Below are 14,404 nucleotides of genomic sequence, written 5' to 3' on the forward strand. Positions count from 1 at the left end.
GGCAGCTTTTATTGGAAAAGCGCCGCCTGCTTGTGATGGCGCCTAGCGACTGACGCGGACCCACTTGCCAAATTTTTCCACCATGCGTTCGTCAAACCCGAAACCCAGGCCCGGTTCCTGATGCAGCACCACGCGGCCTTGCTTGTGGGTTAACTGCCGATCGACCAGTTTGCGGAAATTCAGCACCTGGTCGTCCCAGAAGAACTCCACGTAGCGCGCGTTAGGCGTGGCCGCCACCAGCGGCGCGTGCACGTCGTGGAACCAATGCGGGCACACCACGACGCCGTAGCTGGCGGCGGTGGCGGCAATGCGCTTCCATTCGGTGATGCCGCCGCAGACGGCCGCATCGGTTTGCAGGATGCCGGCCGCGCCCTTGTCCAGCAGTTCCTTGTGGTACCAGCGGCCATAGCCGATTTCCGCCGTGGCGATGGGCAGATGCGTCAGCCGCGCCAGCTTGGCATGGCTGTCGATATCGTCGGGGCCAAAGGGTTCTTCGATGAAATACGGTTCGTACTGCTCGAAGCGGCGGATGTACTGCATGGCCTGCGTCACGTCCTGCCAGGCGTTATTGCAATCCATCATCAGCTCGACGTCCGGGCCAACCGCCTCGCGCGCCGCCTTCAGGCGCGCCTCTTCTTCGCGCGGCGACAGGCGGCCCGTTTTCATCTTGACGGCGCGAAAGCCCTTGTCCACATAGCTGGCCATTTCTTCGCCCAGATGCTGCGGCGTCTTGCCGTCCAGGTAATAGCCGCCGCTGGCGTAGGCCGGCACCGTCTCCAGTTCAACGGCACCCAGGAACTTGTGCAGCGGCAATCCGGCAGTCTTGGCGTTCAAGTCCCACAGCGCGATGTCCAGTGCGCTTAACGCGCGCATCACCGTGCCCTGGCGGCCTTGCAGCAGCGCCTCTTGGTACATGGCCTGCCACAGGCCTTCAACGGCATGCGAATCGCGGCCCAGCAGCACGGGCGCCAACAGGCTTTGCACGGCCGCTTCGAAGATGGCGCCGCCGGCGCTGCCCACATAGCAAAAGCCGATGCCCTCGACGCCGTCGGTGGAACGAACCTTGACCAGGCCGTAGTGGCGGGTGGATACGCTGCGGTTTGAAAACGACGTGACTTTGTCCAGCGGCACGGCGGCGGCGCAAACGTCGATGGATTCAATAATGGGCACGGCAAGCTCCTTGATGGCGGGTTTCCAACATGCCGCGCCGTGGCCTGATGCGCGCGGGCGGCTGGGGTTGAACGTATTCTTGCCGCCGTGAAAGAAAACAACAATTATCTTCATCCATCTTTAGAATACGGAAAAACCATCTTTCAAAAGGGGCGCAATCGCCGTGGACTCGCGCTTTCTACAAACCTATGTGCATGTGGTGGAACTGGGCTCCATCGCGCAGGCCGCGCGCCATCAAGGCCTGACGCCGGCCACCGTGCAGCAGCGCTTGCGCGCGCTGGAAGGGGATGTCGGCAGCGCGCTGATTGCCCGCTCGGGCCGCACCGTCAAGCCCACGCCCGCCGGGCTGCGCATTCTTGAGCGCGCCCGCCATATCCTGCGCGACGTGCGCGACCTGCGTTCGGCGGCCAGCGACACCGAACTGCCCGCCGGCCCCTTGCGGCTGGGCGCCACGCCCACCGCGCTAACCGGCATCATGCCGCCCGTGCTGCGGACCTGGGTGGCGCGCCATCCGCATATCGAGATCTACATAGAGCCTGCGCCCACCACGCTGCTTTACAGCAAGGTACTGTCCGGCGAACTCGATGGCGCGCTGCTGGTGCACCCGCTGTTCTCCCTGCCCAAGACCTGCGAATGGCGCGACCTGCGCCACGAACCGCTGGTGCTGGTGACGCCCGCCGGCATGAAGGTGCGCGACCCGCTAGCGGTGATCGCGCGCGAACCGTACATCTGCTATGACCGCAGCGTGGTGGGCGGCAAGATGGCCGACGATTACCTGCGCGCGCGCAATTTGCGACCGCACGTGCGGTTCGAACTGGATGGCATCGACTCCATCGCCAAGCTGGTGGCCGAGGGCTTGGGCGTGGCGGTGCTGCCTGATTGGGCGGTGATGGGCGAGCCCGTGGCGCGGGTCAAGCGCTGGCCCTTGCCCGCGCCCTGCCCCGTACGCACGGTGGGTGCGATCTGGCAGCGCGCCGGCGTACGGTCGGAGTTGATGCGGGCCTTCGCGGCGTTGACTGAAACGCAGCTGGGCCTGACGCGCGGCTAGGCGATGGCGTCCTGGCCGTTACGCGCCACGATGACGCCGCCGGATATGACGAGGCGGCGCGGCTTGCGCGTGACGACCGCTTCGGCCACGCAGCTGGCGTCGACCAGCACCAGATCGGCGCGCGCGCCCGGCGTCAGGCCATAGCCCTCGAAACCACAGGCCCGGGCGGCGGCGCCGCTGACGCAATCAAACGCCCATTCCACTTCGTCGTCGCGCCGCAGGTCGTTGCGCAGGCCGATCATCATGGCACGCGCCAACATGTCGGGGCTGCCGTACGGCGTCCAGGTGTCGCGGATGCCATCGTTGCCGCCGAAGATCGTGACGCCCGCCTCGCGGCAAGCGCGCACGGGCGGCACGGGCCGCGATGGCGGCGCGGTGGTCAGCAGCGCAACGTCCAGCGTGGCCAGTCGTTTCAGCAAGCCGTCCAGTCGCTTGGCGTCCACGCCCCCCAGGCAAAACGCATGGCTGATCACCACCTTTCCCTGCATGCCCAGCGCCTGCACGCGGTCCAGGATCAGGTCCAACGTAAACGCGCCCAACTCGCCGGGCTCGTGCAAATGGATGTCTACCGGCTTGCCATGCTTGTTGGCCAGGCCGAACAGCACATCCAGGGATTGGGCGGGGTCGCGGTCAATAGCGGACGGGTCCAGCCCACCCAGCACATCGGCCCCTTGCGCCAGCGCCTGATCCAGCAGTTGCGCGGTGCCGGGGCGTACCAGCAGGCCCGACTGCGGAAATGCCACGGTCTGGATTTCAATGCGGCCCGCGAGTTCGTCGCGGGTGGCATGCACGCCGTCCAGATGGCGCAGGCCCGCGTCGGTGTCGACGTCGACATGGCTGCGGATGCGGGTGGTGCCTTCACGCAAAAACGCCAGCGCCAGCGCGCGCGCGTGGCTGGCGGCATCATGCCCCGAACTGGCGCGCCAGGCGCGTTCGTTATCGATACGGTCGGTCAGCAGCGGGCCGACTTCGTTGACGTACCAGGGGGAATCCCAGGTCGTCTTGTCCAGATGGGTATGCCCTTCTATCAGGCCCGGCAACAACAACGCGCCGCCGCCCTCCTCGACCAGCACGTCGGCCGGCGCGTGCACGGCGGTACCGATCTGAAGGATGCGCCCGTTGCGCACTTGCACGTCGACGGTTTCGGCCGCCGACATGCGGACGTTCTTCAACAAGAGGTCGGTCATGGATCTTCCCGGACAAACGAAAGCGGCCGGCCCGAGGGGCCGGCCGTATCAGCCTGAATGCTCAGACTTGCGGCGGTTCGATCCAGAAAAAGCGTTCGCCTTGGCGGACCATGTCGGCAACGCCTTCGGCGCCGATGCGATAGTCCGAACCCATGAGCGATGCGCCACCGTCTTCATGAATGTGGATAACGGCCAGCGGGTCATTGGCCATGGTGTACCAGTAGTACCCGGGCTTGAGATTATGCAGGTCAGTAGTCATTGCTCGAGTATACAAACAACGCCACAAGACAAAAAGACAACACTAATACAAAGCTTGCCTGACAGCGCGAACACGACACGTCATACTGCGTGATCCTGATCTGAATAAGCTGGTGCATGTGTCACGCTGCGGCACTTGGAATCCGCGGACGTTGGTAGATAGGAGAACAGCGAGCGCATGAAAAGGCAGTCACTTCAATTCAGCGAGCCGCACAAGCAAGCCGTTCTGGCGGGCACGAAAGTGCAGAGCCGACGCATCCTGAAACCGCAGCCCACCAAGCTCACAACGGCTTGGTACGCGGACGCGGCCGACGCCGGGCGCTGGGTTGCAATGGGCCCTGATCGCGATAATCCCACCGAATTACGCCGCACTTCCAGCTGGGTCAGATGCCCCTTTGGAAAATCCGGTGAAAGCATCGTCTTGAGCGACGAAGCCGGCAACCCGTTTGCGCACGCATTAGTGGTGGGCGTGCGCATTCAACGGCTGCAAACCCTGACCGAAGCCGACGCCCGGGCCGAAGGCACCGAAGCGATTTACCAAGCGTCGGCGTTATTGCCCGGCGTTCCTCTTCAAACAGCGTTTGCATTGATGTGGTGTGAGCGCTATGGCTCGCATGCCTGGGCCGCCAACCCCTGGGTCTGGGTCGTGGAATACCGGCGCACCCAAACGCTGTAGCGATGTCGCCACGCCGCCCCCGGCGGATGGTGACCGGGTGTAACGACCTCCGGTGACTTCATCGCATTCCACTTCATTTCAATCGATTTCAGATCTGGGCCTACCAGAGCAGCAGCACTAGTCCCGCATCGCAGCACGATCCGAGCCTTGTGACGGGGGACGGTTGCGGATTGTCGCTATTGCGCTTGGGGCGCTTACGAATACGCGGCCGAAAAGCCCGAAAATAGGGGCGTCAAATAACTTTGCTGTGTCGTGCAGCAGGCAGGTGCAACATGAAAAAGTGGCTTATTGCTGGTGTGGGTGCCGCAGGTCTGCTGATCTCCAGCGTGGCCTTGGCCCGAGTGGACGTGGGTATTTCCATCGGCGTGCCGGGTGTGGTGTATCCCGCGCCGGTATACGTTGCCCCCGCTCCCGTTTACGTAGCCCCGCCGCCCCCGGTTTACTACCGTCCGCCTCCCGTCTACGTGGCGCCCCCGGTGGTTTACCCCGCCCCGGTGTATTACCGTGGCGGCCCCCACTGGCGCGGCGGTCCGCCCCCGCGCTACTACGGTCCGGGCCCTGGCTATTATCGTGACGGGCACGGCCATGGCAAGGGCCATGGAGATTGGCGCCGATAAATACGAAGGCCACTCAAATGAGTGGCCTTTTTTCCGTGGGGACAATGTCCGGTGTCCCGGTGGATGCCTATTAAGCCGCGGGGGCTCGTAGCGGTTTTTCCGCCACCAAGGCGGATTTTTGCGATACCGGCGCGGGCTTTCCATCCACCCAACGCGGCGATTCCTGTACAAGATCAATCCATCTGCGCGGCGCACTGGACGCGCGCCACCAACCATTATGCGGACGCATGGGCAAACTCCGGCTCACCGTTAAAACGCACACCATTGATTTCTTGGAACAACTGACGGCTTTCCTGCTCTGCTTCGTGCAAATCCGAAAACGGCGCCTGTCCGGGTACCGTCCAGCATTTTTCCGGCGCGGTTCCACCGACTCGGCGGGTCCATATCTGCACGCGGTAGCCCTGCTCGTCTTCGCGAGCGACAGAGCATCTCACACGAAAATCTCCAATCATTCTTGAAGTCATGGACAACTCCTTGTTATATAAGTGAATGAAGCGTGAAGAACGCGGGTGTATTGTGCCGCAACTATCCGGCCCTTATATTAGAAATACACAATTGCTCACATCAAATTCATGCACTCACACTGTGATGATAATGAGTAAAAAAGACAGCAATGTGTCGCTATGATAAAAAAAAACGGAGCCGCCAGGCTCCGTTTTCTTATCCGCCAAATGGCCGATAGACGTAATGCGCTTCAGGGTTTCAGTACCGTCAAACCGCCCATATAAGCTTGCAGCGGTTCGGGAATCAATACGCTGCCGTCGGCTTGTTGATGGTTTTCCAGAACAGCCACCAGCGCGCGGCCCACGGCCAGGCCCGAACCATTAAGCGTGTGCACGAATTCCGGTTTGCCCTGTGCATTGCGGAAACGGGCCTGCATGCGACGTGCCTGGAACGTTTCGCAATTGGACACCGACGAAATCTCGCGCCAGGTATTTTGCGCGGGCAACCACACTTCCAGGTCATAGGTTTTGGCGGAGCCAAAACCCATATCGCCCGTGCACAGCAGCATGACGCGATACGGCAGGCCCAGCAATTGCAGCACGCGTTCGGCGTGGCCGACCATGTCTTCCAGCGCTTCATACGATTGATCCGGCTGCGTGATCTGCACCATTTCGACCTTGTCGAACTGATGCTGGCGGATCATGCCGCGCGTGTCGCGGCCGCCGCTGCCGGCTTCCGAACGGAAGCAAGGCGTGTGCGCCGTCAGCTTCAAAGGCAGGTCGGCGGCGGCCTGGATGGTGTCGCGCGCGACGCTGGTCAGCGTGATTTCCGACGTGGAGATCAGGTATTGGTCTTCACGCACATAGGGGTTGCCGGCGGCATCGACCTTGGGGTCGTCATCGCCACCGCCCTTGGACACGGCGAACATGTCGTCCTTGAACTTGGGCAGCTGGCCCGTGCCGTACAAGGTGGACGCGTTGACGATGTAAGGCGTATAGCACTCGGTGTAGCCGTGCGTGCCCGTTTGCAGGTCCAGCATGAACTGGGACAACGCGCGGTGCAGGCGGGCAATGGGCCCGCGCATGAACGAAAAGCGCGCGCCCGACAGCTTGGCGGCCATGTCGAAATCCAGGCCCAGCGGCTCGCCAATGGCGACGTGGTCGCGCGCTTCGAACGCCAGGGCGGGCGGGTTGCCGTCCGCACCGGCGGCGCCAGGCAGCCAGCGGCGCACTTCGACGTTGTCGTCGGCGGATTCGCCCAGCGGCACGCTGGCGTGCGGCAAGTTGGGCACCGACATCAGCAGGTCGTTCAGCGGGGCCTGCAAGGCCGCCAGCTCTTCTTCCAGCTGCTTCAGGCGAACGGGCACGGCCTGCGATTCGGCCATGACGGCGCTGGCGTCTTCGCCCTTGGCCTTCAACTGACCGATCTGCTTGGCCAGCGCGTTGCGGCGGGCTTGCAGGGACTCGGTTTCGGTCTGGACGGCCTTGCGGCGGGATTCCAGGTCGTTGAACCGTTCCGTGTCGAAGGACACGCCACGGCTCTTGAGGCGGTCGACGACGGTTTGCAGGTCTTTGCGCAGCAGTATCGGGTCTAGCATGTTGATGTCGGTTGAGGTTGGGTGAAGGCGGCGGGCCGGAGCCCGTTACCGGTTCTTGGCGCGTTCCTGCGCGTCCAGCTCGCGCAGAAATGCCAACTTTTGCTGGATTTTAGCCTCCAGGCCGCGATCGGTCGGCCGGTAGAAGGAAGGCTTGAGTCCGTCAGGGAAATATTGTTCGCCCGCGGCGTAGCCGTGTGGCTCGTCGTGGGCATAGCGATAGGCCTTGCCATGGCCCAGTTGCTTCATCAGCTTGGTCGGCGCATTGCGCAGGTGGATCGGCACCGGCGCGCTGCCGTGTTCCGCCGCGAATTGGCGCGCCTGGTTGTAGGCGTTGTAGACGGCGTTGGATTTGGCCGCGCAGGCCATGTAGACCACGGCTTGCGCCAGCGCCAGCTCACCCTCGGGCGAGCCCAGGCGTTCGTAGATGTCGGCGCCGTTCACGGCCAGGTCGGTGGCGCGCGGGTCGGCCAGGCCGATGTCCTCGACCGCCATGCGAACCAGGCGCCGCGACAGGTATTTGGGATCGGCGCCACCGTCGATCATGCGGCAGAACCAATACAACGCGGCATCGGGATTTGAGCCGCGCACCGACTTGTGCAAGGCGCTGATCTGGTCGTAGAACGCGTCGCCACCCTTGTCGAAACGGCGCAGGTTTTGCGACAGGGATATTTCCAGCCAGGCGGCGTCCACCGTGTCGCGACCGGCCGACTGCGCCGATTCCGCCACCACTTCCACCGCGCTGATCAGCCGTCGCGCATCGCCGTCGGCCCAGGCGGCCAGTTGCTCGCGCGCGTCGGGTTCGATGCGGATGGCGGCCTCGCCGTCGTCCAGCCCTTCGTTCAGGGCGTGCACGGCGCGGTCGACCAGCTGCTGCAATTCCTCGGGCGACAGCGATTGCAGCACGTACACCCGGGCGCGTGACAACAGCGCCGAATTGACTTCGAACGAAGGGTTTTCCGTTGTGGCGCCGATGAAGGTGAACAGCCCGCTTTCCACATAGGGCAAGAAGGCGTCCTGCTGGGCCTTGTTGAAGCGGTGCACCTCATCAACAAACAGGATGGTGCGGCGGCCCTGGCCTTGCGCCACTTGCGCCACCGTGACCGCTTCGCGGATGTCCTTGACGCCGCCCAGCACCGCCGAAATGGCGATGAATTGCGCGTCGAAACCGTCGGCCATCAGGCGCGCCAGCGTGGTTTTACCCACGCCGGGCGGCCCCCAGAAAATCATGGAATGCGGGCGACCGGATTCAAAGGCCACGCGCAGGGGCTTGTCGGGCCCCAGCAGGTGCGACTGCCCGACCACGTCGGACAACGTGCGCGGGCGCAGGCGCTCGGCCAGGGGCACATAGGGCCGATGCGCAGGATCGGCCGCGAAGAGATCGTTGCTCATTGGCAGCAGATGGGGGAAGACGGCAAGAAGATCAAGTCAGCATTACACCATGACCGCCGCGCCCTTTCCGGGCGCCCCCGGAGCGCACGCCGGACCACACATTGGACCGTCTGGCCCCGGGGCGCCTAGGCCAGTTCGGGCGGGCCGAAGCGGCGGTTGGCCAGCACCGGCAGCACCTTGCGGGCATGCGCCAGGCGCTCGGGGTCGATGTCGGCAAACACCAGCGCCGGGGCTTCGCCCGCGCGCGCCGTCACCACGCCCAGCGGGTCCACCACCATGCTGCACCCAATATTGCGTTCGCCGCATTCGCCCGTGGCCGCCACGTAGCAGGTGTTCTCCAGCGCACGGGCCGTGACCAGCACCTCCCAGTGCATTTCCTTGAGCGGCCCGCGCACCCAGGCGGCGGGCAACACCAGCAAGTCGGCGCCGTCCAGCGCCAAGCGGCGCGCCAGTTCGGGAAAGCGCACGTCATAGCAGGTCATCAGGCCGACGCGCAGGCCGGCGATGTCCAGCAACGGGGGGATCTCGGTGCCCGGCGTGACGTTGGTGGATTCCTTCATCGTGAAGGCGTCGTACAGATGCAGCTTGCGGTATTGCGACACGATGCGCCCGTCTTGCACCGTGACCAGCGTGTTCCAGACCCGGCCTTCGCCGGTCGGCACGTGCACGCACATCATGGTCGCCAGCGACGAGCCCCGGCTGGCCTCCAGCAGGCGCGTCATGAACGGGCCATCCAGCGGCTGCGCGGCTTTCAGCACGATTTGCGGGTCGGTGATGTCGCGCGCCAGGATGCCTTCGGGCAAGACCAGCAGACCGGCGCCGCCCGCGCTGGCCCGCTCCATCAGGTCGATGCAGACCTGCGCGTTCTCTTCCCAGACACGGCTGACGGCGAACTGGCCCAAGGCAACTTTCAACATGGCTATTCCTTCATGGAGCGCGTTTTTTTCGCGAATTTCCTATTGTCGCGCCAACTCGGCCGGGCCGCACCGTACGGGTAAGTCCTAGCTGCCTTTGTAAATTTCTTTCACGATAATGAAAAAAAAGCATTTCCACGTAAATATTTTCCATAACGAGCGCGCCGCCATGATCCATTCCTCTTCCCCCGCAGCCCTGTTGGATGTGAACGGCAAAGGCCTGGGCGCGTTCCCCGAGTGCTGTACGACGGCCGGTGTGGCCGCCCTGAACTGGAACCTGCTGGACGAAGACGTCAGCCTGCCCGTGGCCGTGTTGTACGAAGCACGCGTGCGCCACAACCTGCAATGGATGCAGCAGTTCATGGAGGCGTACCACGTCAAGCTGGCGCCCCACGGCAAGACCACCATGAGCCCGGCGCTGTTCAAGCGCCAGATCGACAACGGCGCATGGGGCATCACGCTGGCGACCGCGCCGCAGGTGCTGGCCGCGTACCAGCACGGCATCCGCCGCGTGCTGATGGCCAACCAGTTGGTGGGCCGCGCCAACATGGCCATCATCGCGCGCCTGTTGCAAGATCCGGCGTTCACCTACTTCTGCATCGTCGATTCCCCCGCCAACGCCGCCCAGCTAGGCCAGTTTTTTGCCGAACAGAGCCTGACTTTGCCCGTGCTGATCGAACTTGGCCCCACGGGCGGACGCACCGGCGTGCGCGATGATGCGCAGTTGCAAGCGGTGATCGACGAAATCGGCCGTTGGCCCAGCCTGGCGCTGGCGGGCATTGAAGTCTATGAAGGCGTGTTGCAGGAAGAAGGCGCGATCCGCGCGTTCCTGCGCCGCGCCACCGACGCGCTGCGCGGACTGGCCACGGCCGGTCACCTGCGCAAGAACGGCCCCGCCATTATTTCCGGCGCGGGCTCGGCCTGGTTCGATGTGGTGGCCGAAGAATTCTCGCAGCTGGATATCGGCGCGCCGCTGGAAGTGATCCTGCGCCCCGGCTGCTATCTGTCGCACGACGTGGGCGTCTACCGGTCCGCCGCTGAACGCATCAACGCCCACAACCCCGTGGCGCAAAAAATGGAACCGGGCCTGCTGCCCGCCTTGCAAGTCTGGGCCTATGTGCAGTCGCTGCCCGAACCGGGCCGCGCCATCATTGCGCTGGGCAAGCGCGATGCCGCTTTCGACGCCGGCCTGCCCACGCCCGCGCTGCATTATCGGCCGGGCCGCGTCAGGCCGGGCCGCGCCAGGCCGGGCCGCGTCAGGCCGGGCCGCGCCACGCCGGGCCAAAACGCCCCCAGCGCCGCGCCCCGGGCGTGGAAGCTGACCGCCATGATGGACCAGCATGCCTTCATGCAGATCGCCGACGGCGACGACATCCAGGTCGGCGACATGATCGCCTTCGACATTTCCCACCCCTGCCTGACGTTCGACAAATGGCGCCAGGTGTTGTTGGTGGACGAGCAGTACCGCGTCACCGACGTAGCCGAAACCTTCTTCTGAACGCCCCCTAGCCCGCCGCAACGCGCCTGGCCCAAGGGGGCTGCTGCACGACGACCGGGATCCCGGCGCGAATCCGATCACACGCGACAACCTGTTTGTTTTTGACCCTCTGGAGAGAGAATCATGAACTTCCGACCCTCCCGGCGAGGCAGTGGGCTGACCAGCCTGCTCGCGGCCGGCGCAATTGGCTTGACCGCAATGACCTCCCCCGCCCTGAGTGCCACGCCGGTCAAGGGGGGCACGATTTCCGTCGCCACCATCGGTGAACCGCCCACGCTGGACCCGATGACCAGCACGGCCGATCTGGTCGGCATCCTGACGCAGCATTTCTTCGAAACGCTCTACACCTTCGACGCCAAGTGGAACCTGACCCCGCTGTTGGCGGAGAAGATGCCCGACGTCACGCCCGACGGCCTGGTCTACACGATTGCGCTGCGCCAGGGCATCACGTTCCATGACGGCTCGAAGATGGACTCCTCCGACGTGCTGGCGTCCTTGAAGCGCTGGACCGAAACCGCCACGCGCGGCAAGGGCGCGGCCAAGGTCATCAGCAGCATCGAGGCGCCCGACGCCAACACCATCCGCATCACGCTCAAGCAGCCCTACGCGCCGCTGACCGCGCTGCTGGCCATGAACAACGCCGCCGCCGTCATCATGCCCAAGGGCAAGATTGCGCCGGTGCTGACCGAAATCGTCGGCACGGGTCCGTACCAGTTGAAGGCCCGCGTGCCCGACCAGTACATCCAGTTGGTGCGCTTTGACGGCTACAAGCAACGCGACGGCGAGCCCGACGGCTACGGCGGCGCGCGCAAGCAGTACCTGGACGAAATCCGCTTTGTGCCGGTCAGCAACGCCAACACGCGTTCCGAAGCCGCCGCCGCCGGCCAGTTCGACTACGTCGACTCGCTGCCGGTGGAAGCGCTGGCCAAGCTCAAGGGTGGCCGTTCCGACCCGGTGATGCTCAAGCCTTTCGGCTGGCCGCGCCTGGTGCTCAACACCAAGCAAGGCATCATGTCCAACCTGGCGGTGCGCCAGGCCGTGCAGCTGGCGCTGAATGAAGAAGACATGCTGTTCGCCGCCTTCGGCAACAAGGACTTCTACAAGCTGAACGGCGACCTGTATCCGGAAGGCTACCCGTGGGCCACGTCGCTGGGCGGCAAGGTCTACAACAAGGGCGATGCCGCCGCCGCCAAGAAGCTGCTTGACGGCGCCAACGTGGCCGACAAGAAGATCCGCATCCTGACCAGCCAGCAGTACGAATTCCATTACAAGATGGCGCTGGTGGCCGCGGAATACCTGAAGGCCGCCGGCTTCACGGTGGACATGCAGGTGGTGGACTGGGCCACGCTGACGCAGCGCCGCCAGGACCCCGCCGTGTGGGACATCTTCATTACCCACAGCGTGTTCCTGCCCGAACCCGCGCTGATCGATTTCCCGTCCAAGGACGCCCCCGGCTGGTGGGACACGCCGCGCCGCGCGCAGGTGATGGACGCCTTCAACCAGGCGCGCACGCAGGAAGAACGCATCAAGCGCTGGGCCGACGTGCAGCAGGCCGTGTATGACGAAATCCCCTTCGTGAAGGTGGGCGACTTCAACGCCCAGGCCGCGCGCTCGCCGTCGTTGCAAGGCACGCAGCCCGCTCCGTGGCCGTACTTCTGGAACGCCTGGAAAAGCGCCAAGTAAGTAGGGAAACGCGCGGCCAGGCGGTGCATGATCCCGCCGCCTGCCGCGCCCCAAGCCGTCTTTCGCTCCGCGTGCACTGATTGCCGCTTTTCTAGGACTCTATCGTGTTGCGTTATCTTTTGAACCGGCTGGTCGGGCTGGTGGCCGTGATGTTTATCGTCGCGACCATCGTGTTCGTCATCATTCGTGTCACACCCGGCGATCCGGCGGCCGTGATGCTTGGGCCACAGGCCAGCCAGCAGGACATCGCCGCGCTGCGCGCGCAACTGGGGCTGGACCAGCCCATGGCGCTGCAATACGTATCGTGGCTGGGCAAGCTGGTGCAAGGCGACCTGGGCCAGTCCATCTTCATGAACAAGCCCGTGCTGTCGGCGCTGGCTGACCGTGCCGAGCCCACTATTTTGCTGACGTTGATGTCGCTGCTGATTGCCAGCGCCATCGCCCTGCCGGTCGGCATCCTGTCGGCGGTCAAGCGCGGCACCACGCTGGACCAGTCGGTGCTGTCGTTCTCGATGTTTACCTCCAGCGTGCCCAGCTTCTGGCTGGGCCTGCTGCTGATGCAGATTTTCTCGGTGAAGCTGGGCTGGCTGCCGGTGTCGGGCTATGGCGGCCCGGACGCCTCGCTGGCCACTCGCCTGTCGCACCTGATCCTGCCCGCCGTGGTGCTGGGCCTGGTCAACTCGGCGCTGATCACCCGCTTTATCCGCGCCAGCATGCTGGACGTACTGCGCGACGATTACGTGCGCACCGCGCGTGCCAAGGGCCTGCCGGAAAGCAAGGTCATCCTGAAGCACGCCGTGCGCAACGCGCTGATTCCCATCCTGACCGTGCTGGGCCTGACCACCGCGCTCTTGATCAGCGGCGCGGTCGTGACCGAGACCGTGTTCGGCCTGCCCGGCGTGGGCAGTCTGGTGGTGTCGGCGGTGCTGCGCCGCGACTACCCCGTCATCCAGGGCGCGCTGCTGATCATCGCGGCCATCTACGTCCTGATCAACCTGATCATCGATCTGCTCTACCTGCTGGTCGACCCCCGGGTGCGCTACTGATATGGCTATTGCAACTTCCCCCCAATCCGCCGGCGGCGCCGACCGCTGGCAGGTGCTGCGCCTGCTGGTGTCGCGCAAGACCGTGCTGCTGAGTCTGATCGTCATCATCGTGCTGGTGGCCGCCGCGCTGCTGGCGCCGTGGGTCAGCCCCTACGATCCCTTCAAGCTGTCCATCATGAACCGGCTGAAGGCGCCGGGCGCCGCGCACTGGTTCGGCACCGACGACTTTGGCCGCGACGTCTTCAGCCGCGTCATCTACGGCGGCCGCCTGTCGCTGATGGTGGGCTTTTCGGTCGTGATCGTGTCCAGCGTGCTGGGCATCGCGCTGGGGCTGATCGCCGGTTTCTTCCGCTCGGCCGACAAGTTTGTCTCGCGGCTGATCGACGCCATGATGGCGTTTCCCGACATCCTGCTGGCCATTTCGCTGGTGGCCGCGCTGGGCCCCTCGCTGATCAACGTAGTGATTGCGCTGGGCATCGTCTACACGCCCCGCCTGGCCCGCATCGTGCGCGCCTCCACGCTGGTGATCCGTGAATTGCCGTTCGTGGAAGCCGCCCGCGCGCTGGGCGTGCCCACGTGGCGCATCGTCACCGTGCACGTGCTGCGCAACCTGGTGTCGCCCATCCTGGTGCAAGGCACGTTCATCTTCGCCTACGCGATTCTGGCCGAAGCCGGCCTGTCGTTCCTGGGCGTGGGCGTTTCGCCCGACATCCCCACCTGGGGCACCATGATCAACGCCGGCCAGCAATACATGGGATCGGCGGACTGGATCATGATTTTCCCCGGCATCGCCATCGTGCTGTCCGTGCTGTCGCTGCAATTGGTGGGCGACGGGCTGCGCGACGTACTCGACCCGCGCCTGCGCAAGGAGCTGTAA

Annotated in this window: 14 protein-coding genes; 7 read left to right on the forward strand and 7 right to left on the reverse strand. The window is 64.4% G+C overall.

The genetic code is table 11. From position 1 onward, the window contains the following. Positions 1-42: 42 nt before the first annotated feature. Positions 43-1,170, reverse strand: a complete 1,128-nt coding sequence (locus tag AC0Z35_RS16845; RefSeq protein ID WP_104143681.1) for a mandelate racemase/muconate lactonizing enzyme family protein — start codon at positions 1,168-1,170, stop codon at positions 43-45. Between the two features lie 163 nt (positions 1,171-1,333). Between AC0Z35_RS16845 and AC0Z35_RS16850 the strand changes: the two genes are divergently transcribed. After that, positions 1,334-2,218, forward strand: a complete 885-nt coding sequence (locus AC0Z35_RS16850) for a LysR family transcriptional regulator (RefSeq protein ID WP_120154133.1) — start codon at positions 1,334-1,336, stop codon at positions 2,216-2,218. Here AC0Z35_RS16850 and AC0Z35_RS16855 read toward each other — a convergent pair. Beyond that, positions 2,215-3,405 carry an amidohydrolase family protein gene (locus AC0Z35_RS16855; protein ID WP_314358240.1) on the reverse strand — a complete coding sequence of 397 codons (1,191 nt, stop codon included), beginning with the start codon at positions 3,403-3,405 and terminating at the stop codon, positions 2,215-2,217. The genes AC0Z35_RS16850 and AC0Z35_RS16855 overlap by 4 nt on opposite strands. Before the next feature lie 61 nt (positions 3,406-3,466). Then, positions 3,467-3,664, reverse strand: a complete 198-nt coding sequence (locus AC0Z35_RS16860) for a hypothetical protein (protein WP_082134365.1) — start codon at positions 3,662-3,664, stop codon at positions 3,467-3,469. A 177-nt stretch (positions 3,665-3,841) separates the two neighbouring features. Between AC0Z35_RS16860 and AC0Z35_RS16865 the strand changes: the two genes are divergently transcribed. Together AC0Z35_RS16865 and AC0Z35_RS16870 are read left to right on the forward strand one after the other, a co-directional pair. Next, positions 3,842-4,339 (forward strand): ASCH domain-containing protein, encoded by a 498-nt coding sequence (locus AC0Z35_RS16865; protein WP_046803373.1) that lies wholly within the window; start codon positions 3,842-3,844, stop codon positions 4,337-4,339. A gap of 272 nt (positions 4,340-4,611) precedes the next feature. Beyond that, complete coding sequence (locus tag AC0Z35_RS16870; protein ID WP_104143641.1) at positions 4,612-4,956, forward strand: virulence factor; 345 nt, start codon at positions 4,612-4,614, stop codon at positions 4,954-4,956. A 215-nt stretch (positions 4,957-5,171) separates the two neighbouring features. Here the strand turns inward: AC0Z35_RS16870 and AC0Z35_RS16875 are convergent, their stop codons facing one another. From AC0Z35_RS16875 to AC0Z35_RS16890, 4 genes are all read right to left on the reverse strand, one after another. Beyond that, complete coding sequence (locus AC0Z35_RS16875) at positions 5,172-5,420, reverse strand: hypothetical protein (RefSeq protein WP_082134366.1); 249 nt, start codon at positions 5,418-5,420, stop codon at positions 5,172-5,174. A gap of 230 nt (positions 5,421-5,650) precedes the next feature. After that, positions 5,651-6,997 (reverse strand): serine--tRNA ligase, encoded by a 1,347-nt coding sequence (gene serS / locus AC0Z35_RS16880; RefSeq protein ID WP_046803374.1) that lies wholly within the window; start codon positions 6,995-6,997, stop codon positions 5,651-5,653. Positions 6,998-7,042: 45 nt separating this feature from the next. After that, the gene (locus AC0Z35_RS16885; protein WP_046803375.1) at positions 7,043-8,386 is read right to left on the reverse strand and encodes a replication-associated recombination protein A; all 1,344 of its coding nucleotides are present in this window, start codon (positions 8,384-8,386) and stop codon (positions 7,043-7,045) included. Between the two features lie 125 nt (positions 8,387-8,511). Beyond that, positions 8,512-9,303, reverse strand: coding sequence for a deaminated glutathione amidase (locus tag AC0Z35_RS16890; protein ID WP_104143638.1), 792 nt, complete (start codon positions 9,301-9,303; stop codon positions 8,512-8,514). Positions 9,304-9,469: 166 nt separating this feature from the next. Here AC0Z35_RS16890 and AC0Z35_RS16895 point away from each other — a divergent pair, with 166 nt between their 5' ends. The 4 genes from AC0Z35_RS16895 (at position 9,470) to AC0Z35_RS16910 (ending at position 14,404) form a co-directional block, all read left to right on the forward strand. After that, positions 9,470-10,798 carry an amino acid deaminase gene (locus AC0Z35_RS16895; RefSeq protein ID WP_485132258.1) on the forward strand — a complete coding sequence of 443 codons (1,329 nt, stop codon included), beginning with the start codon at positions 9,470-9,472 and terminating at the stop codon, positions 10,796-10,798. Between the two features lie 123 nt (positions 10,799-10,921). Further along, positions 10,922-12,481, forward strand: coding sequence for an ABC transporter substrate-binding protein (locus AC0Z35_RS16900; RefSeq protein ID WP_319308182.1), 1,560 nt, complete (start codon positions 10,922-10,924; stop codon positions 12,479-12,481). 104 nt (positions 12,482-12,585) lie between these two features. Further along, positions 12,586-13,527, forward strand: a complete 942-nt coding sequence (locus AC0Z35_RS16905; RefSeq protein WP_046803377.1) for an ABC transporter permease — start codon at positions 12,586-12,588, stop codon at positions 13,525-13,527. Between the two features lies 1 nt (position 13,528). After that, positions 13,529-14,404: an ABC transporter permease gene (locus AC0Z35_RS16910; protein WP_046803378.1), complete on the forward strand. Its 876-nt coding sequence runs from the start codon at positions 13,529-13,531 to the stop codon at positions 14,402-14,404.

This window comes from Achromobacter sp. 1L-A-4-B-C2 (assembly GCF_057291955.1).